This is a genomic window from Paenirhodobacter sp. YD-8 (assembly GCF_056590935.1).
In genome coordinates, this window is record NZ_CM152649.1 from 800649 (window position 1) to 819189 (window position 18541).

Genomic DNA, 18541 nt, shown 5'->3' on the forward strand with positions numbered 1-18541 from the left:
GCGGGGTTCAGGCCTTGTCGCGCACCATCAGGTGGTTGCCCTGGCCCTGCTTCACCTCGAAGCGGCCGGTCTTGCGCAGCAGATCCGACAGTTTCGCGCAGCCATAGGTGCGGGTGTCGAAATCCGGGTTCGCCTGGGTGATGAACTGGCCGATCTGGCCGAGCGAATACCAGTCCTCCTCGAGCCCGATGCGCTTCATCGCCGCGACGACGAGCGGGATCGCCTGCGGCGGCGCGAGCTTGCCCGAGGCGGTCGGCGCCGGAGCGGTGGGCATCGCCGTCGACGGGGTCGAGGGCTGCGCCTCGGAGCCGGTCTCGACCATCGGGGCCGGGGCCTCCTCGGCGCCGAGGTTTTCGACATAGATGAAGCGCTTGCAGGCGTTGCGGAAGGCCTCGGGGGTCTTCTTCTCGCCGATGCCATAGACATCGAGCCCCTGCTCGCGGATGCGCGAGGCGAGGCGGGTGAAGTCGCTGTCCGAGGAGACCAGCACGAAACCGTCGAAGAGGCCCGAGTGCAGGAAGTCCATCGCCGCGATGACGAGGCCGATGTCGGAGGCGTTCTTGCCCTTGGTATTGGCGAATTGCTGGTCGGCGACGAGGCCGAGCGAGTTCACCTTCTTCGCCCAGCCGGCCAGCCGCTGCGCCGACCAGTCGCCGTAGATGCGCCGCACCGAGGCCTCGCCGAGGCCGGCGATCTCCTCGAAGATCGCTTCCGCATGGGCGCAGGGGATGTTGTCGGCGTCGATCAGGACGCACAGGCGGGGCGCGCGGGGCTGGGTCATGGGGTCTCCTTTGACGGCGAGACTATGCCATCCGCGGCACGCGCACCACGGCAAAAGAAAACGCGCCCCGGAGGGCGCGTTTCGTGTCGTCCTTGCGGTGGGCTCAGTGCTTGCCCTTGTGGGGCGCCCAGATCCGCTTGTTGGTGAGGTAGAGCAGAACCGTCAGCAGGCCGAGCATGAGCACGGCGGTGAAGCCCATGTCCTTGCGCGCCATCATCTTCGGTTCGGCCGTCCACATCAGGAAGGTCGCGACGTCTTCCGACATCTGCTCGACCGTCGCCGGGGTGCCGTCCTCGTAGGTGACGATGTCATCCGAGAGCGGCGGCGGCATCTTGATCCAGCCGGTCGAGAAGATGTGGTTCTCGTAGAAGGTGTTGCCAGCCTCCTGCTTGTCCGCACCGGTGAAGCCGTTCAGCAGCGAGTGGATGTATTCCGGCCCGCCGATGCCGTTGAACAGCTGCGAGATGCCAGTGCCGTAGGGGCCGTGGAAGCCCGCGCGGGCCTTCGCCATCAGGCTCAGGTCCGGGCCCATGCCGTCGCCGGTCCGGATCGGGAAGAAGTCGGTGTCCTTGCGCGGACGCTCTTCCTGGGTGTCGGCGTCGATGACCGGGTCGAGTTCGGCCGCGTAGTCACGCACCCATTGCGGGTCCATCTGCGGGCCACCCTCGTCGGCGAGCGAACGGATCGGCACGAATTTCAGGCCGTGGCAGGCCGAGCAGACCTCCCGGTAGACCTGGAAGCCACGGCGCAGCTGCTGCTGGTCGAAGCGGCCGAAGGGGCCCTCGAAGGAGAAGGCGAAGTCCTTGACGCCGCCGGCCTCGCTCGCAGCCACCGCACCCGTGCTCAGCACGAGCGCGGAAAGGGCCGAGATCAGAAGTTTTTTCATGATGTACGGTCCTTGTCCTTACTCGGCCGGAGTGCCGTAGTGGTTGTTGAAGTCTTCTTCGATCGTCGCCGGCATCGGCGCCGGTTTCTCGACCAGGCCAAGCAGCGGCAGGATCACGAAGAAGTAGGCGAACCAGTAGGTCGCGCCGATCAGCGAGATGTAGGGATAGATCCCGTCGGTCGGCATCGCGCCCACCCACATCAGCACCACGAAGTCGATCGCGAGCAGCCAGAACCACCATTTGAACACCGGACGGAACTGGCCCGAACGGATGCGCGAGGTGTCGAGCCAGGGCGCCAGCGCCATCGCGATGATCGCGCCGAACATGGCGAGCACGCCGAAGAACTTCGCGTCGACGATGCCGAAGGTGATCCAGTGCACGAACTGCACGGCCCAGACGTCCGCGGTGAAGGCGCGCAGGATCGCGTAGAACGGCAGGAAGTACCATTCCGGCACGATATGCACGGGAGTCGCGAGCGGGTTCGCCTCGATGTAGTTGTCGGGGTGGCCGAGGTAGTTCGGCATGAAGCCGACGACGGCGAAGAAGATGGTGACGATCAGGGCCAGTGCGAACAGGTCCTTGATCACGAAATACGGCCAGAAGGGCAGGGTGTCCTTCTTCGCGTCTTCCTTCGAGGTGCGACGCACTTCGACGCCCGTCGGGTTGTTGTTGCCGGTGGTGTGGAAGGCCCAGATATGGACGATCACCAGCCCGGCGATGACGAAGGGCAGCAGGTAGTGCAGCGAGAAGAAGCGGTTCAGCGTCGCGTTGTCGACGGCCGGCCCGCCCAGCAGCCAGGCCTGGATCGACGGCCCGATGCCCGGGATCGCGCCGAACAGGCCGGTGATGACGGTGGCGCCCCAGAAGGACATCTGGCCCCAGGGCAGCACGTAGCCCATGAAGGCGGTGCCCATCATCAGCAGGTAGATGATCATGCCGACGATCCAGGTCACTTCGCGCGGGGCCTTGTACGAGCCGTAGTAGAGGCCGCGGAAGATGTGGATGTAGACGGCGAAGAAGAACAGCGAGGCGCCGTTCGCATGCACGTAGCGGAGCGCGTAGCCGCCGTTCACGTCGCGCATGATGTGCTCGACCGAGGCGAAGGCCAGCGAGACGTGGGGGGTGTAGTGCATCACCAGCACAACGCCGGTGCCGATCTGCAGCACCAGGCAGAAGGCGAGGACGATGCCCCAGATCCACCACCAGTTGAGGTTCTTCGGCGTCGGGATCATGATCGTGTCATAGATCAGCGCCACGACGGGCAGACGCTCGTGCAGCCACTTCTCGACGCCCGTCTTGGGCTCGTAATGGTCGTGCGGAATTCCAGCCATGTTCCTGTCCCTTTGCCCTTAGCCGAGCTTGATCGTGGTGTCGTCGGTGAAGGCCGCGACCGGGATGTCCAGGTTGCGCGGCGCCGGGCCCTTGCGGATGCGGCCGGCCGAATCGTAATGCGAGCCGTGGCACGGGCAGAACCAGCCGCCGAAGTCGCCCGCATTGCCGAGCGGCACGCAGCCGAGGTGGGTGCACACGCCCATCATCACCAGCCACTCGCCCTTGTCCTCGCCCGAGAAAGGCGGCAGCGAGCGGTTCTCGTCCGAGGCGTCAGCGCCCGGCTTGTTCGCGTTCTCGGCGGTGGTGTCGGTCAGCGTCGCGACGTCGACCGAACGGGCGAGATCGATGTCTTCCTGGGTGCGGCGACGGATGAACACCGGCTTGCCGCGCCATTTCACGGTCAGCTGGGTGCCCGTCTCAATCCCCGAGACATCGACGTAGATCGAAGCCATGGCCTTCACGTCGGCCGAGGCGTTCATCTGGTTGATCAGCGGCCAGACGGCCATGCCGGTCACCACCGCGCCGGTTCCGGCGGTGGCATAGTAGAGGAAATCCCTCCGGGTGCCTGCGTCTTCTGCGTGGGACACGAATTCTTCTCCCTTCCCGGGCCTGGGATCAGGCCGATGCGACTTGCCGGGCCGCACGTGACGTGCCGCCGAACATGCGTTTCGTTTAGCAATCACGATGTTGTCAGTCCAGCGAACATTCTTGTCCCCGTGGGGCGAAATGCCGCAGGATCCTTGCCCTTGCCGGCCTTTCGGGCCGCGCCACGGCCTGCGCGCCGGCTGGTAGCGCTCACGTCTCGGGGCGGGGGCTGGCGCGGCTCAGTCGGGGGCGAGCATGTAGCCCAGGCCCCGCACCGTCTGCAGATAGCGCGGTTCGCGCGGGTCGGGCTCGATCTTGCGGCGCAGCCGGGTGATCTGCACGTCGACGGCGCGGTCGCCCGCGCCCTCCTCGGTCGCCGCCTGGCGGTCGCGGCCCAGCTCGTCGATCAGGTCGGCGCGGCTGACCACCTCGCCCGCGTGGGCGGCGAAGATCCGCATCAGCGCCATCTCGGTCGCGGTCAGCCGCACCGGGCTTTCGCCCTGCCACAGCTCGCCGCGGTCCTGGTCATAGCGCAGCGGGCCGAGCGTCAGGTATTTCGGCCCGGCCTGCACCTCGGAGGGCACGCGGCGCAGGATCGCGTTGATCCGCAGCAAGAGTTCCTTCGGCTCGAAGGGCTTCGGCAGGTAGTCGTCCGCCCCGGCCTCGAGCCCCTCGATCCGCTCGCGGGTCTCGCCGCGCGCCGTCAGCAGCAGGATCGGCGTCGCCACCCGGCGCGCGCGCAGATCGCGCGTCAGGCTCAGCCCGTCCTCGCCCGGCATCATCACGTCGAGCACGATCATGTTGAACTCGAGCCCGGCCAGCAGCCGCCGCGCATGCGCCGCATCGCGTGCCGCGGTGACAAGAAAGCCGTTTCGGATCAGGAACTTCTGCAGAAGGCCACGGATCCGCTCGTCATCGTCGACGATCAGTAGGTGGGGAACTTGCGCGGCGCCCGGCATCAGCTGTCATCCTTCAGCATCTGGTAGTGGCGGCGCATCTCGGGGTCCATCATCGCCTCGAGCACCTGGCGGAAGCCGGCGACGGCCTGCGGCCCGGCGGTGCGATAGGCGCCGCGCATCCGCTCGCGCTGCGCCCCCGACAGCTCGCGTTCCAGTGCCTCGCCCGTCGCGGTCAGGTGCAGGTGACGCGCGCGCTTGTCCTTGCGCCCGACCCGGCTTTCGACGAGCCCGTCGTCGATCAGCGTGCGCAGCACCCGGTTCAGCGACTGCTTGGTCACACCGAGCACCGAGAGCAGCGTCGTCACCGTCAGCCCCGGCTCGCGGTTGATGAAATGGATCGCGCGGTGATGCGCCCGGCCATAGCCGTGCTTGTCGAGAATCCGGTCGGGATCGGCGGTGAAGCCGCGATAGGCGAAGAACATCGCCTCGATCCCCTTGCGCAACTGCTCGTCGGTCAGAAACAGCAGGGTCTCGCCGCCCTGGGTGCTGCTGTCGGCCATCGGTCTTCCTCGCTTTTTCGCGACTTTATGTCAGTGTTGTTGACTTTCCAAGAATGAATTGTTAGCCGGACACACAATCTGCGCAACATTATGATTCGAAAGTGTCGTTGTGCGCAACTTGTGTAAAAACAACCCGAGGGGGACCAGTATGGCCGGGTCTTATGACGATCGCGATGGATGGATCTGGATGGACGGCACGCTCGTCCCCTGGCGCGAGGCGCAGGTCCATGTCCTGACCCATGCGCTGCACTATGCCTCCTCGGTGTTCGAGGGCGAGCGCTGCTATGGCGGGCGGATCTTCAAGGGGGTGGAACATTCGCACCGCCTGCGCCGCTCGGCCGAGCTTCTCGACATGGAGATCCCCTGGACGGTGGACGAGATCGAGGCGGCGAAATACGCGATGCTGAAGGCGAATGGCTGGACCGATGCCTATGTGCGGGCCGTGGCCTGGCGCGGGGCGGGGGACGACATGGGCGTCTCGGCCCGGCGCAACCCGGTGCGGCTTGCGGTGGCGGGCTGGGAGTGGGGCGCCTATTACGGCGACGCCAAGATGAAGGGCGCGCAGCTCGACATCTCGAAATGGTGCCGGCCCGATCCGCGCACGATCCCCTGCGAGGCGAAGGCGGCGGGGCTGTACATGATCTGCACCATGTCCAAGCACGCGGCCGAGGCGAAGGGCTGCTCGGACGCGCTGATGATGGATTACCGCGGCTATGTGGCCGAGGCGACGGGGGCGAACGTCTTCTTCGTGAAGGACGGCGAGGTGCACACGCCGCTGCCGGATTGCTTCCTCAACGGTCTCACCCGGCAGACGGTGATCGGGCTGTTGCGCGAAAAGGGCATTGCCGTGCACGAACGCCACATCAGCCCGACCGAGATGGCCGGCTTCGAGCAATGCTGGCTGACCGGGACTGCCGCCGAGGTGACCCCGGTCGCACGGATCGGCGACTTCCGATTCGAGGTCGGCGCGCTCGCGCAGGAGATGGTGCGCAGCTACGAGGCGCTGGTCCGGGCCTGATCGGGCCCGTCCCGGAACGGCGCGCCCCCGGGCGCGCCGGCACGGTGCGGCTCAGGCCTCGGCCCGTTCCTCGCGATCAATGCGCAGGAATTCCTGCACTTTGCGGGCGCCACGGTCTGCCGGGCGCTGGTTCAGCTCGAGAACCGCGGGATGGACCCCTTCCTTGCGGGCAAGGTCGAGGAAGTGCTTCACGCGGGCCCCTTCGGCCTTCGGTGCCGCACGGTCGATGATGTGACGGGTCATGGCAGCCTCCTTCTGATGCTTGCGCGCAACCCTAGCACGAAAAACCACCGGTTTCGACCGGACCTTCCGCCGCAGCGCGGCGCCTCGGCGGGGATCGGCGCAGGGCCTCAGCCCGGCGGCGTCATCGCCTTGCGCTGCTTGCGTCGCTCGAGGCCCAGCTGATGCTCGCGCCAGATGATCAGCACCCCTGCCGCGATCACGATGGCCGAGCCCGCAAGCGTGCTGGCCGAGGGGACCTCGGCGAAGACGGCATAGCCGATCACCAGCGCGAAGAGCATCGAGGCATAGTCGAAGGGCGCGACGACCGAGGCATCGGCAAAGCGATAGGCCGAGGTCATCAGGATCTGCGCGATCCCGCCGAGCAGCCCGGCCCCGATCAGCAGTGCCGCCTCGGTGGGCGAGGGCACGACCCAGCCGAAGGGGAGCGTCAGCAGCGACAGCGCCGTCGCGGTGAAGGAGAACCAGAACACGATCGCCGAGGTGCGCTCGGACCCCACCAGCCGGCGGATCTGGATCTGGGCGAGCGCCGCACAGGCCGCGCCGGCAAGCGCAAGCCCGGCGCCAAGCGCCTCGGTGCCGCCGGCGCTGCCGCCGAACTGCGGCCAGAGCACGATCAGCACCCCGGCAAGCCCCATCACCACCGCCGAGATCCGCACGAGGCGGACCTGCTCGCCGAGGAACAGCGCGGCGAAGACGACGACGAGGATCGGTGTCGCATAGCCGATCGCCGTCGCTTCGGGCAGTGGCAGGAAGGCCAGCGCGGCAAAGCCGAGCCCCATCGCTGTGGTGCCGATCACGCCGCGCCAGACATGACCGAGCGGGCTTTGCACCCGCAGCCCGCCCGAGAGCTCGTGGGTGACGGAAAGCCAGACGAGGATCGGCACGATGCCGAAGGCCGAACGGAAGAACACCGCCTCGCCCGGCGGCACATGCGGCGCGACGGCCTTGATCATCGCCTGCATCACCACGAAGCCGACGACGGCACCAAGTTTCAGGGCGATGCCCTTGGCGGGGGAGGGGGAGGTCTCGATCATCGGCCTCACCTATCGTGCGGCGCGGGGCCGGCAAGGGGAGAAAGCCGGGCCAGGGCCCAGCGGGCGGCATCGGCGACGGCCGGGTCGGCGTCATCCACCAGCCGGGCGGCCACCGCGGCGAGTTTCGGTGCACCCGAATTGCCGATCGCGTAGAGCACGTTGCGCACCATCCGGTCGCGGCCGATGCGCTTGATCGGCGAGCCGGCGAAGCGGGCACGGAAGGCCGCGTCATCGAGTGTGGCCAGCTCGGCGAGCCGGGGCGCCCCGGCCTCGCGCGCGGCATAGCCGATCTCGCGCGCCGCGGCGGCGAACTTGTTCCAGGGGCAGGCGGCCAGGCAATCGTCGCAGCCATAGATCCGGTTGCCGAGTATCGGGCGCAGTTCGGCATCAATCGGGCCGCGATGCTCGATCGTCAGGTAGGAGATGCAGCGCCGCGCATCGAGCCGGTAGGGCGCGGGAAAGGCGCCGGTCGGGCAGGCGTCGAGGCAGGCGGTGCAGCGCCCGCAATGGCTGACCTCGGGGGCGTCGGGGGGCAGCGGCAGGGTGGTGAAGATCGCACCGAGGAAGAACCAGCTGCCCAGATCGCGGGCAAGCAGGTTGGTGTGCTTGCCCTGCCAGCCGAGCCCCGCCGCCTGCGCGAGCGGCTTTTCCATCACCGGCGCGGTGTCGACGAAGACCTTGATCTCGGCGGTCTCGCCCTGACGCTTGGCCTCTTCGATCAGCCAGCGACCGACCCGTTTCAGCCGGCGCTTGACCAGGTCATGATAATCCTTGCCCTGGGCATAGACGCTGATCGCGCCGTGCTCGCGCGCCTCCAGCACGGCGCGCGGGTCCTCGGCCGGGGTGTAGGGCTCGGCCAGCATCACCACCGCCCGCGCCTCGGGCCAGAGCGCGGCGGGGTTGCCGCGCCATTCCATCCGCTCGGCCATCCAGCCCATCTGCCCGTGCATGTCGGCCGCGACGAAGGTCTTCAGCCGAGCCATTGCCTCTGGGATCGCGTCGGGGGTGGTCACCCGCGCCTTCGCGAAACCCTCGGCCCGGGCGGTCTCGATCAGGCGGCGCTTCAGATCGTCCACGTCGGTCTCCGTGATGCCGGGCGGGGGCGCTGCCCCCGCGCCCCCGGGATATTTGCAGCAATTGGAAGAGAAGACGGTCCTTTGCTTCCAATTGCCCGAAATATCCCGGGGGTGAGGGGGCAGCGCCCCCTCTCGCGCTCAGAAATCGAGCTCGGCGTATTGCGGGGCGGGCGGCATGCCCGGCAGCTGGTCGGCCAAGAGCGAGCGGAAGGCCGGGCGCGACTTGATCTTCGCATACCAGTCCTTGACGGCGTCCGAGCGGTTCCAGTCGACATCCGAGATGTAGTCGAGGCAGCTCAGATGCGCGGCGGCGGTAAAATCGGCGAGCGTCATCACATCGCCTGCAAGCCAGCGCCGCTGATCGAGCAGCCAGCTCATGTAGTCGATGTGGAACTTGATCGCCGACAGCCCTTCCTTGACGGTCTTGCTGTCGGGATAGCCCTTCTTCATCACCTTCTTCCAGACCCGCTCGCCCATCACCTTGCGGGTGACTTCCTGGTTGAACTTGTCGTCGAACCAGCCGCAGAGCCGGCGCACCTCGTAGCGGCCCTCGGGGTCGCGCGGCAGCAGCGGCGGCGTGGGCACCGTTTCCTCGATATATTCGCAGATCGCCTGGCTTTCCGACATCATCCGGTTGTCGAGGCGCAGCACCGGCACCTTGCCGGCCGGGTTGCGGCGCAGGAAATCGGGGCTCGGCTCCCAGTAGCGCTCCTCGATCAGCTCGACCTCGATCTTCTTCTCGGCGAGGGTCAGGCGCACCTTGCGGCAAAAGGGCGAGAGCGCGACGTGGTACAGGCGGTTCATGGACACGGCCCCGGTTGGTGTTTTCCCCGTGATAGCGGCCGGGGGCGGGGCGTTCAATGCTCTGCGGGCGTCTTTGCGCGACGGGTGCGGCGCGGGCGGCGGGCGGGGGCGGCCTCGGAGGCCGCGCGCAGCAGGTCAAGCAGCCAGTCGGGGTCTTCCCAGAGGTCGGGTTCGATTCGCCAATAGGGCTGCGCGCCGCGCACCGGCGGTTCGGCCGGCGGGCGTTCGGGGAGGAGGTCGAGCAGCGGCTCGAGCGCGGGCAGCCGGCGCAGATAGAGCGCGTCGTTGAACAGGTATCCCGCGGGCTTTTCACCGAGATAAAGCCCGAAGCCGCCGAACATCGGGCGCGAGTGCACGCGGCCCTGCAACTGCTCGCGGAAGAACAGCTCGAGATCGGGAGAGACCGGCATCAGAGGCTGTGCCGGGCGCGCAGCGCGGCCTGGATCGTGCCGTCGTCGAGATAGTCGAGCTCGCCGCCGATCGGCACGCCCTGGGCAAGGCCGGTGACGGCGGTGCCGCTCTCCTCGAGCGCCTCGGCGATGTAATGGGCGGTGGTCTGGCCCTCGACCGTGGCGTTGAGTGCGACGATCACCTCGCGCGTGGCCTCGGAGCGGACCCGTTCGATCAGCCGCGGGATGCCGAGTTCCTCGGGCCCGACGGCGTCAAGCGCGCTCAGCAGCCCGCCCAGCACGTGATAACGGCCCTTGAAGGCATGGCCGCGCTCCATCGCCCAGAGGTCGGCCACATCCTCGACGACGCAGATCTCGCCCGTCGCGCGGGCCGGATCGGCGCAGATCTCGCACAGCCCGCCCAGCGAGATATTGCCGCAAACCGGGCAGTCTTGCGCGGTCTCGGCCACATGCGCCATGGCGCGGGCGAGCGGTTCCATCAGTTGCGTGCGACGGCGGATCAGTTGCAGGACGGCGCGGCGCGCCGAGCGGGGGCCAAGCCCCGGCAGCCGCGCCATCAGCGCGATCAGCGCCTCGATCTCGTCCTGCGCGCCGGCCATCTTACACGGGCGGCAGGTTCATGTCGGCGGGCAGGCCCATCTCGGTCAGCAGCTTGCGCTGTTCGTCCTGGGCGCGGGCCGCGGCACGGGCCTGGGCATCCTTGATCGCGGCAAGGATCAGATCCTCGACCACTTCCTTTTCAGAGGCGACGAGGATCGAGGGGTCGATCGACAGGCCGGTGAGCTCGCCCTTGGCGGTGGCGCGCGCCTGTACAAGGCCGGCGCCCGCCTCGCCCACCACGACGATGCGGCCGAGGTCTTCCTGGAGCGTCATCATCCGCTCCTGCATCTCTTTCGCGGCCTTCATCATCTTGGCCATGTCGCCGAGCTGGCCCAGTCCCTTGAACATCGTCATTCCCCGCTATGAGTGTCTGTCACAGATACGCAGCCCGACCGGGCGGAACAAGGGGGGCGTCAGCCGTCCTCGAACGGGTCCCATTCGTCCTCGACCTCGGGCAGGGCCTCGGCGGCCTGTTCCTGGGCGAGGTCGGCGGCGAGCTTGATGTCGTCGAAGACGGCGCCCGGGAAGGCCGCGAGGATCGCCTGCACCACCGGGTTCGTCTCGCGCGCCTCGGCCTCGGCGGCGCGGCGGCCGGCGTCGCGGACCTCGGCGATGGTGGGCGCGCCGCCCTCCGACACCACCGAGACCCCCCAGCGGGCGCCGGTCCAGCCCTGCAGCCGGGCGGCGAGGGTGGCCGCAAGGTCGCGCGGTGCCGCGGGGGTGGGCTCGAACTCGATCCGGCCGGGGGCATAGCGCACGAGCCGCAGGCAGGTCTCGACCTCGACCAGCAGCTTCACGTCCCGCATCCGCTGGATCAGCTCGACCACGTCCTCGAACCGGGCAAAGCGGGCAAGCGCACCGGTGGCGGGGGCGGCGGCAAGGGCCACCGCGGCGCCCGAGGGGGCGCGGCCGACCGGCGCCCCGCCGAGCATTGCGCGAGTGGTCGCGGCAGCCAGCGCCGCGGGGCCGTGCACCGGACCGCCACCCGGGGCGGGGCCGCGCCCGGCCGGCGCCGGGGCGCCGGGGCCGGACTGGATCTTGCGCATCAGCGTTTCCGGGTCGGGCAGGTCGGCCACATGGGTCATGCGAATGAGCGCCATCTCGGCCGCCATCATCGCGTTCGGCGCGGCCGAGACCTCCTCGATCGCCTTCAGCAGCATCTGCCACAGCCGCGAGAGCACCCGCATCGGGATCGCCGCCGCCATCGCCTGGCCGCGGGTGCGTTCCTCGGGCGGCACGGTCGGGTCATCGGCGGCCTCGGGGGTGATCTTGATGACCGAGACCCAATGGGTGATCTCGGCCAGATCGCGCAGCACCGCCATCGGATCGGCACCATCGGCATATTGCTCGGCCAGTTCGGTCAGGGCGCCCGCCGCATCGCCCTTCAGCACCATGTCGAAAAGGTCGAGCACGCGGGCGCGGTCGGCCAGACCCAGCATCGCGCGCACCTGCTCGGCCGTGGTCTCGCCCGCGCCATGGGCGATCGCCTGATCGAGGAGCGACATCGCATCGCGCACCGAGCCCTCGGCCGCGCGGGTGATGAGCGCCAGCGCGTCGCCCGCGATCTCGGCGTTTTCCTTCGCCGCGACGCCCGCCAGATGCGCCATCATCACCTCGGGCTCGATCCGCTTCAGATCGAAGCGCTGACAGCGGCTGAGCACGGTGACCGGCACCTTGCGGATCTCGGTGGTGGCGAAGATGAATTTCACATGCGCCGGCGGTTCCTCGAGCGTCTTCAGAAGCGCGTTGAAGGCCGAGGTCGACAGCATGTGGACCTCGTCGATGATGTAGACCTTGTAGCGCGCCGAGGCGGCCCGGTAATGCACCGATTCGATGATCTCGCGGATGTCGCCCACCCCGGTGCGCGAGGCCGCGTCCATCTCCATCACGTCGACATGGCGGCCCTCGGCGATCGCCCGGCAATGCTCGCACACGCCGCAGGGCTCGGTGGTCGGGCCGCCGGTGCCATCGGCGCCGATGCAGTTCAGCCCCTTGGCGATGATCCGCGCGGTGGTCGTCTTGCCGACCCCGCGCACGCCGGTCATGATGAAGGCATGGGCGATTCGGTCGGAGGCGAAGGCGTTCTTCAGCGTGCGCACCATCGCCTCCTGACCGATCAGATCGGCGAAGGTGGCGGGGCGATACTTGCGGGCAAGGACCTGATAGCCGGTCGCGGGCGTGTCGGACATGAGTGCTCCTCTCGTCGGCGCGCAGTCTAGTCGCGGGGCGGGCCGAGTCAAACCGATGAGGGGGCGGGGCGCTCAGGAACCGGCGGGCGCGGGCTTGTGGCAGAGGATCTGAACCGGGTGGGTGCGGCGTTCCTCGATGTTGCGTGCGGTATTGCGCACGATCTGCAGCGCCTCCTTGCCCAGAAGGATGTGCAGGCCGAAGACCGGGGCCTGGCCTGCCTCCGCAAGCGCGATCGCGGCCCGGTAGCTTTGCAGGTATCTCTTGCCGGTATCCGTCACCTCGATCTGCGTGAACCCGGCCCGCTCGAGCGCCGCGACGGTGTCTTCGGGGCGCATCAGATAGGCGCCGCTGCCATCCTTCGACCAGGGCACCGGGTGGTGCGGGTGACCGACCTCGCCGAGCCCGTGTTCGGTCAGCGCAAAGAAGGCGCCGGGCTTCAGCACCCGGAAGGCCTCGGCGAAGAAGGCGTCGCGGTCGGGCACGTTCATCGTGACGTGCTGGGCGTAACCGCCGTCGAAGGTCGCGTCGCCATAGGGGAGCGTTTGCCCGTCCCCGAGCCGGCACTCCACCGCGTCCTGCATCCCGACCAGCGCGCTCAGCCGGTTGGCGGCCTCGACGAAGGGGGCGGTGATGTCGATGCCGTCGACATGACAGTGGAAACGCCGGGCAAGATATCTGGCGGGTCCGCCGATCCCGCAGCCGATGTCGACAAGGCGGTCTCCCGCATGGATCGGCAGGACCTCGGCAAGTTCCACGGTGGCCTGAAAGCTCCTTGCGTGGAAGTGGTCCACCGGGGCGAGCTGTTCGATCGTCACGGTCTCCGGGGCAAGCCCGGCCTGCCGCATCGCCTCCAGAATTCTGGAATAGACGTCGCCGTTGCCCCAATGATCAGAAATGGCCTGTGCGTCGGTCATCTGAACCTCCCTACTGGCTGCGACAGAATAGCACAGTTCAGGGTTTCTGCGGGAGATTCGCGTGACGGGCGCCGGGCGCCGATGAGGGGATTCAGCGCCCGGTGATGCCCTCGATCGGGGCCGGCGGGACGGGCTGCGTGACATAGGCGGAAGGCCGGCGCTCGTAGAAGGAGTTCCCGCCGGCGGTCAGCACGTAATTCATGTTGTCGTAATGATAGCTGCGGTTCGCGGTGTGGAAGAACATCGCGTCGCCGATCAGCGGGTGGCGCTCGCCGCGCAGCACGGATTGTGCCGCCTCGCGCACATTGGTCTTCTCCTTCATGCGCTTGGTCATGATGCCGGGGGCGAACTGGCCGCGCTGGCGCACCACGCCGCAGACCGAATTCGGGTATTTCCCCGACTCGACGCGGTTCATCACCACGCTGCCGACGGCGACCATGCCGTCGCGGCTCGAGCGGTTCGATTCGAAATACATCGCCCGCTCCATGCAATCGAGCGGCGTGTGTCCGCAGCTTGCCAATGCGCCCAGTGCGGCGGCAAGGACAAGGGGGCCGCGCATGCCCGGTGTAACGAATGCCATGATGTGCCTGCTTCTCTGCCCGGGGCGTTTCGCCCTCGTTGCCGGGAAGAATACCAGAGCGCGCGAGTCGCGCCAAGGGATGCGGGCCGGGGGGGCGGCGGTGCGTCGCGTGGTCAGGGGCGGTCACAGGCCCGGCAGGTCGATCATCACCGCGGCATGGTCGCTGGCATGGGGCCGATGCTGCCCGACGCCTGAAAGACGCGCGCTGGTGTCGCGCCGCGCCTCGCGGCCCAGTCCCGCGCGCAGGATCACGGGCACCGCCTGCGGAAAGACGTGCGCAAGGGCGGGCGAGGCCAGCAGGACGTCAGGGCAATCGTAGCGCCCGGAATGCACGTCGAAATAGGTCCAGCGCTCGGGTTCGGGCAGGCGCTCCATCAGGTTGACGGTGAAGCCGTTCTCCAAGGGCGCAATGGCGCGCTCGGCACCGGGCAGGGCGCCGTGCGGCTCGTTCAGATCGCCGACGATCAGCCACAGCCCCGCTGCGGGCGTCTCGAAATAGCGCTCGATCAGACGCCGCACCGCCAGGGCCTCGAGCCGGCGCGTGGTCCAGGCGGTGGCGACATCGGGGTAGGGCGACTTGAAATGGCACAGGAACAGGGTGAGCTGCCCCGCCGTCGCCATCAGGCAGTCGCGGCGGAAGACCGGGGCGAGCGGGTCGACGCCCGGCGGCGGCGCGATGTCGAAGTCATCGAGCGTCAGCGCGGCATGGCTGCGCAGCTCGTCGAGCGGCCGGCGCGAAAGGAGTGCAAGATCAAGGCCGCGGCCGTCATTGCCGGGCAGGCAGATCCTCTCGGGATAGGGGCGCAGCCCGGCGGGGAGCATGTGGCGCTGATAGAAATGCTCGAGCGTCGCGAGGTCATAGACCTCCTGCAGCGCCAGAAGATCGGCGTCGATCTTTGTCAACACCTCGGCCGTCAGGCGCCGGTCGATGGCATCAAGGCCCGTCTCCTCGGGATCGTCGCTGTCCCATGCCCCGTGCAGCTGCGGCCCGTCTGCGGATTTCAGCAGTTTCAGGTTCTGAAGGTTGAAGGTCGCGATGCGCATGATGGGGCAAGCATCGCACCGCCCCCGCGCCGAGGCAAAGGCTGAATCGCCACGCGGAGCCCTGAAGGGCTGTCGCGTCGGCGGCGGTGAAGGGGAGGGGTGAGAGGCTGGACATCGACCCAAGCGGGGCTCGTTGCGGCTGCTTCCTTCCGGACCTGACCGGGTTGGCGAGGCGCTCGCCCGCGCCAACCTCTCAAGCGGTCATATAGGCAAGCCGTTCCGGATTCGCAACCCCGGCCTTGCACGGAACGAAGGGCTTTGGCGGAATGCGAAAGGGCGCCCGCATGGGGCGCCCTTCGAGTGCGGGATCGGGCTTCAGCTCAGGCGAGCGCGGCGTCGCAGCGCTTGCAGGTGTGCGCATGCGCGTGGGTGCCGACGTCGGGCAGGATCTTCCAGCAGCGCTGGCATTTCTCGCCCTCGGCGGTCTCGAAGACCACCGCGACGCCCGGAACCTCGGGCAGGCGGAAGGCCTCGTTCGGCGCCGGATCGGTGGTCACGGTCAGCGCCGAGGTGATGCACAAGTCATCGAAGCGGACCGAGCGCAGCGCCGCGGCAAGGCCTTCGTCCTCGACATGCACGACCGGCGCCGCCTCGAGCGAGGCGCCGATCACCTTGGCGGCACGCTGCACCTCGAGCGCGGCAGTGACCGCACGGCGGGCGCGGCGGATGCCCTCCCATTTCTGCGCGAGCGCCTCGTCCTTCCAGTCGGCGGGCGTCGCCGGGAAGTCCTGCAGATGGACCGAGCCATCCTCGGACGGGAAGCGGCTGAGCCAGACGTCCTCCATGGTGAAGGGCAGGATCGGTGCGAGCCAGGTGCTGAGCCGGAAGAACAGCAGGTCCATCACCGTGCGCACCGCGCGCCGGCGCAGGCTGTCGGGCGCGTCGCAGTAAAGCGCATCCTTGCGCACGTCGAACCAGAAGGCCGAGAGGTCGACGGTGCAGAAGTTGAACAGCACCTGGAACACGCCCGAGAAGTTGAAGGCGCGGTAGTTGGCGTGCACCTCGGCATCGAGCTCGGCCAGACGGTGCAGCATCCAGCGTTCGAGCTCGGGCATCTCGGCAACCGCCACGCGCTCGGCCTCGTCAAAGCCCGCGAGCGCGCCCAGCATGAAGCGCAGCGTGTTGCGCAGGCGGCGATAGCTGTCCGCGGTGCCCTTCAGGATCTTCGGCCCGATGCGCTGGTCGGCGGTATAGTCGGTCTGCGCCACCCACAGCCGCAGGATGTCGGCGCCGTATTCGTCGATCACCTCCTGCGGGGCGACGGTGTTGCCGATCGACTTGGACATCTTCATGCCCTTCTCGTCGAGCGTGAAACCATGCGTCACCACGTTGCGATAGGGCGCGCGGCCGATCGTGGCCGAGCCCTGCAGCAGCGAGGAGTGGAACCAGCCGCGGTGCTGGTCGGTGCCTTCCATGTAGACGTCGGCGATGCCGTCCCTGGTGCCGTCCGCGCGGTCGCGCAGCACGAAGGCATGCGTCGACCCGCTATCGAACCACACGTCGAGCACGTCATAGACCTGTTCATAATCCGACGGATCGACGATGCCCGCGAGCACCTTTTCCTTGAAACCTTGCACATACCAGACATCGGCGCCGTCCACCTCGAAGGCGGCGGCGATCCGGGCGTTGACCTCGGCATTGCGAAGCAGGAAGTCGGCGTCGGTCGGCTTCGCGCCCTTCTTCGTGAAGCAGGTGAGCGGCACGCCCCAGGCGCGCTGACGCGACAGAACCCAGTCCGGCCGGTGCTCGATCATCGAATGCAGGCGGTTGCGGCCGGAGACCGGGGTGAACTTCACCAGCTCCTCGATCGAGCGCAGGGCGCGGGCGCGGATGGTGTCGCCATAGCTGCCCATGCCGTCGTCGAGTTTGTGGTCGATCGCGGCGAACCACTGCGGCGTGTTGCGATAGATCACCGGCGCCTTCGAACGCCAGGAATGCGGGTAGGAGTGCTTGATCTTGCCCTTCGCCAGCAGCGCACCCGCCCAGGCAAGCTGCTTGATGTTCGACACGTTCGCCGGGCCTTCCTTGCCGTCCTGGTCCAGAATCGCCTGACCGCCAAAGATCGGCAGGTCGGTGCGATAGGAGCCGTCGGCCTCGACATTGTAGGTCATCGGCAGCTTGAACTTCACGCCGAGCTGATAGTCGTCGTCGCCATGCGAGGGCGCGGTGTGGACAAAGCCGGTGCCGGCGTCCTCGGTGACGTGATCGCCGGGCAGCATCGGCACGTCATAATCCCACTCGCCCTGCGCCTCCTCGAGCCCGGCATAGGGGTGCTTCAGCACCACGCCCTCGAACTCGGCGGTCGCGACGTCGCGCAGCCGGGTGAAGCCCGTCACCTTCGCCGCGGTCATCACGGCTTCGGCCAGCGCATCGGCCAGCACCAGAAGCTCGCCCGCGACGGCGGTCGATTTCTCGTCCGCCGCATCGACGCGGTAAAGCCCATAGGCGATGCCCGGGCTATAGGCGACCGCGCGGTTTTGCGGGATCGTCCAGGGGGTGGTGGTCCAGATCACCACCGCCGCCCCGTCAAGCCCGGCAACCGGGCGGAACCGCACCCAGATCGTGTGGCTCGTATGGTCGTGATACTCGACCTCGGCCTCGGCGAGCGCGGTCTTCTCGACCGGCGACCACATCACCGGCTTCGAGCCCTGATAGAGCGTGCCGTTCATCAGGAATTTCATGAATTCCTCGGCGATCACCGCCTCGGCATGGAAGTCCATCGTCAGATAGGGATCGGCCCAGTTCCCGGTCACGCCGAGCCGCTTGAACTCCTCGCGCTGCACGGTGACCCAGTTCTCGGCGAACTTGCGGCATTCCTGGCGGAAGGTGACGGTGTCGACGTCGTCCTTGTTCAGCCCCTTGGCGCGATACTGCTCCTCGATCTTCCATTCGATCGGCAGGCCGTGGCAGTCCCAGCCCGGGACATAGCGGCTGTCGTGGCCCATCATCTGGTGGCTGCGCACGATGATGTCCTTGATCGTCTTGTTCAGCGCATGGCCGATGTGCAGATGGCCGTTCGCGTAGGGCGGGCCGTCATGCAGCACGAAGGCGGGGCGGGCGTCATTGCTGCCTTTGGCGCGCAGCTGGTCGTAGATCGCCAGACGCTCCCAGCGGGCCAGCCATTCGGGCTCGCGCGCGGGCAGGCCGGCCCGCATCTGGAATTCGGTTTCGGGCAGGAAGACGGTGTCGCGATAGTCGACGGTGGTTTCGGGCGTGTCAGCGCACATCGGAAGAATATCCTCGGCTTGAAGGAAGAGGGGCGCGCAGCCCGCGCCCGCGGCTTGCAGCAGTCCCGGCCACCCTGACGCGTCAGAGCGCCGGGCCGGTAATTCGACGAATGATGTGCACAAGCCGGGTCATGGCGCGCCTTATAGGCGGCGCGCGCGCGCGCGGCAAGCGCCGGTTGGGGGCGCTGCCCCCTCTTGGCTGCGCCAATTCACCCCCGGGATATTTCAGGCAATTGGAAGCCGAGACCCGCGCCCCTCTTCCAATTGCTCCAAATATCCCGGGGGTGAGGGCGAAGCCCGAGGGGGCAGCGCCCCCTTGCCCGGCCTTTTCCTTGCCCGGCCGATGGCCTAGGGTGG

Annotated in this window: 19 protein-coding genes and 1 other RNA gene; 1 reads left to right on the plus strand and 19 read right to left on the minus strand. The window is 67.9% G+C overall.

What is annotated here, in order from left to right; all coding sequences use genetic code 11:
* Nucleotides 1-7: 7 nt before the first annotated feature.
* From AC0QTQ_RS03935 to AC0QTQ_RS03960, 6 genes are all read right to left on the minus strand, one after another.
* Nucleotides 8-781: an NYN domain-containing protein gene (locus tag AC0QTQ_RS03935; protein ID WP_480258341.1), complete on the minus strand. Its 774-nt coding sequence runs from the start codon at nt 779-781 to the stop codon at nt 8-10.
* A gap of 103 nt (nt 782-884) precedes the next feature.
* On the minus strand, nt 885-1667 hold the full coding sequence (locus AC0QTQ_RS03940) for a cytochrome c1 (RefSeq protein ID WP_480258342.1): 783 nt from the start codon (nt 1665-1667) through the stop codon (nt 885-887).
* Between the two features lie 18 nt (nt 1668-1685).
* Nucleotides 1686-2999 carry a cytochrome b gene (gene petB, locus AC0QTQ_RS03945; RefSeq protein ID WP_480258343.1) on the minus strand — a complete coding sequence of 438 codons (1314 nt, stop codon included), beginning with the start codon at nt 2997-2999 and terminating at the stop codon, nt 1686-1688.
* 18 nt (nt 3000-3017) lie between these two features.
* A complete protein-coding gene (gene petA / locus AC0QTQ_RS03950) occupies nt 3018-3587 on the minus strand; it encodes a ubiquinol-cytochrome c reductase iron-sulfur subunit (protein ID WP_480258344.1) in 570 nt (189 codons plus the stop codon).
* Nucleotides 3588-3824: 237 nt separating this feature from the next.
* Entirely contained in the window at nt 3825-4544 is a 720-nt protein-coding gene (locus tag AC0QTQ_RS03955; protein WP_480258345.1) for a response regulator, read from the minus strand.
* A complete protein-coding gene (locus tag AC0QTQ_RS03960) occupies nt 4544-5044 on the minus strand; it encodes a MarR family winged helix-turn-helix transcriptional regulator (protein ID WP_121531998.1) in 501 nt (166 codons plus the stop codon). The genes AC0QTQ_RS03955 and AC0QTQ_RS03960 overlap by 1 nt, the downstream gene beginning before the upstream one ends.
* Nucleotides 5045-5192: 148 nt before the next feature.
* Here AC0QTQ_RS03960 and AC0QTQ_RS03965 point away from each other — a divergent pair, with 148 nt between their 5' ends.
* Nucleotides 5193-6062, plus strand: coding sequence for a branched-chain amino acid aminotransferase (locus AC0QTQ_RS03965; RefSeq protein WP_480258346.1), 870 nt, complete (start codon nt 5193-5195; stop codon nt 6060-6062).
* Nucleotides 6063-6113: 51 nt separating this feature from the next.
* Here the strand turns inward: AC0QTQ_RS03965 and AC0QTQ_RS03970 are convergent, their stop codons facing one another.
* From AC0QTQ_RS03970 to ileS, 13 genes are all read right to left on the minus strand, one after another.
* Nucleotides 6114-6305: a hypothetical protein gene (locus AC0QTQ_RS03970; protein ID WP_480258347.1), complete on the minus strand. Its 192-nt coding sequence runs from the start codon at nt 6303-6305 to the stop codon at nt 6114-6116.
* A 107-nt stretch (nt 6306-6412) separates the two neighbouring features.
* Nucleotides 6413-7339, minus strand: coding sequence for a DMT family transporter (locus AC0QTQ_RS03975; RefSeq protein WP_480258348.1), 927 nt, complete (start codon nt 7337-7339; stop codon nt 6413-6415).
* 5 nt (nt 7340-7344) lie between these two features.
* Nucleotides 7345-8406 (minus strand): tRNA epoxyqueuosine(34) reductase QueG, encoded by a 1062-nt coding sequence (gene queG, locus AC0QTQ_RS03980; protein ID WP_480259190.1) that lies wholly within the window; start codon nt 8404-8406, stop codon nt 7345-7347.
* A 147-nt stretch (nt 8407-8553) separates the two neighbouring features.
* A complete protein-coding gene (fzlA, locus tag AC0QTQ_RS03985) occupies nt 8554-9219 on the minus strand; it encodes an FtsZ-binding protein FzlA (protein WP_113899694.1) in 666 nt (221 codons plus the stop codon).
* Nucleotides 9220-9272: 53 nt separating this feature from the next.
* A complete protein-coding gene (locus AC0QTQ_RS03990; RefSeq protein ID WP_480258349.1) occupies nt 9273-9629 on the minus strand; it encodes a TfoX/Sxy family protein in 357 nt (118 codons plus the stop codon).
* Entirely contained in the window at nt 9629-10228 is a 600-nt protein-coding gene (gene recR / locus AC0QTQ_RS03995; protein ID WP_480258350.1) for a recombination mediator RecR, read from the minus strand. The genes AC0QTQ_RS03990 and recR overlap by 1 nt, the downstream gene beginning before the upstream one ends.
* Before the next feature lies 1 nt (nt 10229).
* On the minus strand, nt 10230-10577 hold the full coding sequence (locus tag AC0QTQ_RS04000; RefSeq protein WP_113899691.1) for a YbaB/EbfC family nucleoid-associated protein: 348 nt from the start codon (nt 10575-10577) through the stop codon (nt 10230-10232).
* A 65-nt stretch (nt 10578-10642) separates the two neighbouring features.
* The gene (locus tag AC0QTQ_RS04005) at nt 10643-12418 is read right to left on the minus strand and encodes a DNA polymerase III subunit gamma/tau (protein ID WP_480258351.1); all 1776 of its coding nucleotides are present in this window, start codon (nt 12416-12418) and stop codon (nt 10643-10645) included.
* 72 nt (nt 12419-12490) lie between these two features.
* A complete protein-coding gene (locus AC0QTQ_RS04010) occupies nt 12491-13333 on the minus strand; it encodes a class I SAM-dependent methyltransferase (protein ID WP_480258352.1) in 843 nt (280 codons plus the stop codon).
* Between the two features lie 91 nt (nt 13334-13424).
* Entirely contained in the window at nt 13425-13913 is a 489-nt protein-coding gene (locus AC0QTQ_RS04015; RefSeq protein ID WP_480258353.1) for a cell wall hydrolase, read from the minus strand.
* 123 nt (nt 13914-14036) lie between these two features.
* Nucleotides 14037-14957 (minus strand): endonuclease/exonuclease/phosphatase family protein, encoded by a 921-nt coding sequence (locus tag AC0QTQ_RS04020; RefSeq protein WP_480258354.1) that lies wholly within the window; start codon nt 14955-14957, stop codon nt 14037-14039.
* A gap of 97 nt (nt 14958-15054) precedes the next feature.
* An RNA gene (gene ffs, locus AC0QTQ_RS04025) (signal recognition particle sRNA small type) lies at nt 15055-15153 on the minus strand.
* Nucleotides 15154-15277: 124 nt separating this feature from the next.
* The gene (gene ileS, locus AC0QTQ_RS04030; protein ID WP_480258355.1) at nt 15278-18184 is read right to left on the minus strand and encodes an isoleucine--tRNA ligase; all 2907 of its coding nucleotides are present in this window, start codon (nt 18182-18184) and stop codon (nt 15278-15280) included.
* Nucleotides 18185-18541: the final 357 nt, after the last annotated feature.

What these genes read in the sequence shown, in the direction of transcription:
- AC0QTQ_RS03935 (WP_480258341.1), bottom strand. Translation starts at nt 781, where the DNA reads ATGACCCAGCCCCGCGCGCCCCGCCTGTGCGTCCTGATCGACGCCGAC.
- AC0QTQ_RS03940 (WP_480258342.1), bottom strand. Translation starts at nt 1,667, where the DNA reads ATGAAAAAACTTCTGATCTCGGCCCTTTCCGCGCTCGTGCTGAGCACG.
- petB (WP_480258343.1), bottom strand. Translation starts at nt 2,999, where the DNA reads ATGGCTGGAATTCCGCACGACCATTACGAGCCCAAGACGGGCGTCGAG.
- AC0QTQ_RS03955 (WP_480258345.1), bottom strand. Translation starts at nt 4,544, where the DNA reads ATGCCGGGCGCCGCGCAAGTTCCCCACCTACTGATCGTCGACGATGAC.
- AC0QTQ_RS03960 (WP_121531998.1), bottom strand. Translation starts at nt 5,044, where the DNA reads ATGGCCGACAGCAGCACCCAGGGCGGCGAGACCCTGCTGTTTCTGACC.
- AC0QTQ_RS03965 (WP_480258346.1), top strand. Translation starts at nt 5,193, where the DNA reads ATGGCCGGGTCTTATGACGATCGCGATGGATGGATCTGGATGGACGGC.
- AC0QTQ_RS03970 (WP_480258347.1), bottom strand. Translation starts at nt 6,305, where the DNA reads ATGACCCGTCACATCATCGACCGTGCGGCACCGAAGGCCGAAGGGGCC.
- AC0QTQ_RS03975 (WP_480258348.1), bottom strand. Translation starts at nt 7,339, where the DNA reads ATGATCGAGACCTCCCCCTCCCCCGCCAAGGGCATCGCCCTGAAACTT.
- fzlA (WP_113899694.1), bottom strand. Translation starts at nt 9,219, where the DNA reads ATGAACCGCCTGTACCACGTCGCGCTCTCGCCCTTTTGCCGCAAGGTG.
- AC0QTQ_RS03990 (WP_480258349.1), bottom strand. Translation starts at nt 9,629, where the DNA reads ATGCCGGTCTCTCCCGATCTCGAGCTGTTCTTCCGCGAGCAGTTGCAG.
- recR (WP_480258350.1), bottom strand. Translation starts at nt 10,228, where the DNA reads ATGGCCGGCGCGCAGGACGAGATCGAGGCGCTGATCGCGCTGATGGCG.
- AC0QTQ_RS04000 (WP_113899691.1), bottom strand. Translation starts at nt 10,577, where the DNA reads ATGTTCAAGGGACTGGGCCAGCTCGGCGACATGGCCAAGATGATGAAG.
- AC0QTQ_RS04005 (WP_480258351.1), bottom strand. Translation starts at nt 12,418, where the DNA reads ATGTCCGACACGCCCGCGACCGGCTATCAGGTCCTTGCCCGCAAGTAT.
- AC0QTQ_RS04010 (WP_480258352.1), bottom strand. Translation starts at nt 13,333, where the DNA reads ATGACCGACGCACAGGCCATTTCTGATCATTGGGGCAACGGCGACGTC.
- AC0QTQ_RS04015 (WP_480258353.1), bottom strand. Translation starts at nt 13,913, where the DNA reads ATGGCATTCGTTACACCGGGCATGCGCGGCCCCCTTGTCCTTGCCGCC.
- AC0QTQ_RS04020 (WP_480258354.1), bottom strand. Translation starts at nt 14,957, where the DNA reads ATGCGCATCGCGACCTTCAACCTTCAGAACCTGAAACTGCTGAAATCC.
- ileS (WP_480258355.1), bottom strand. Translation starts at nt 18,184, where the DNA reads ATGTGCGCTGACACGCCCGAAACCACCGTCGACTATCGCGACACCGTC.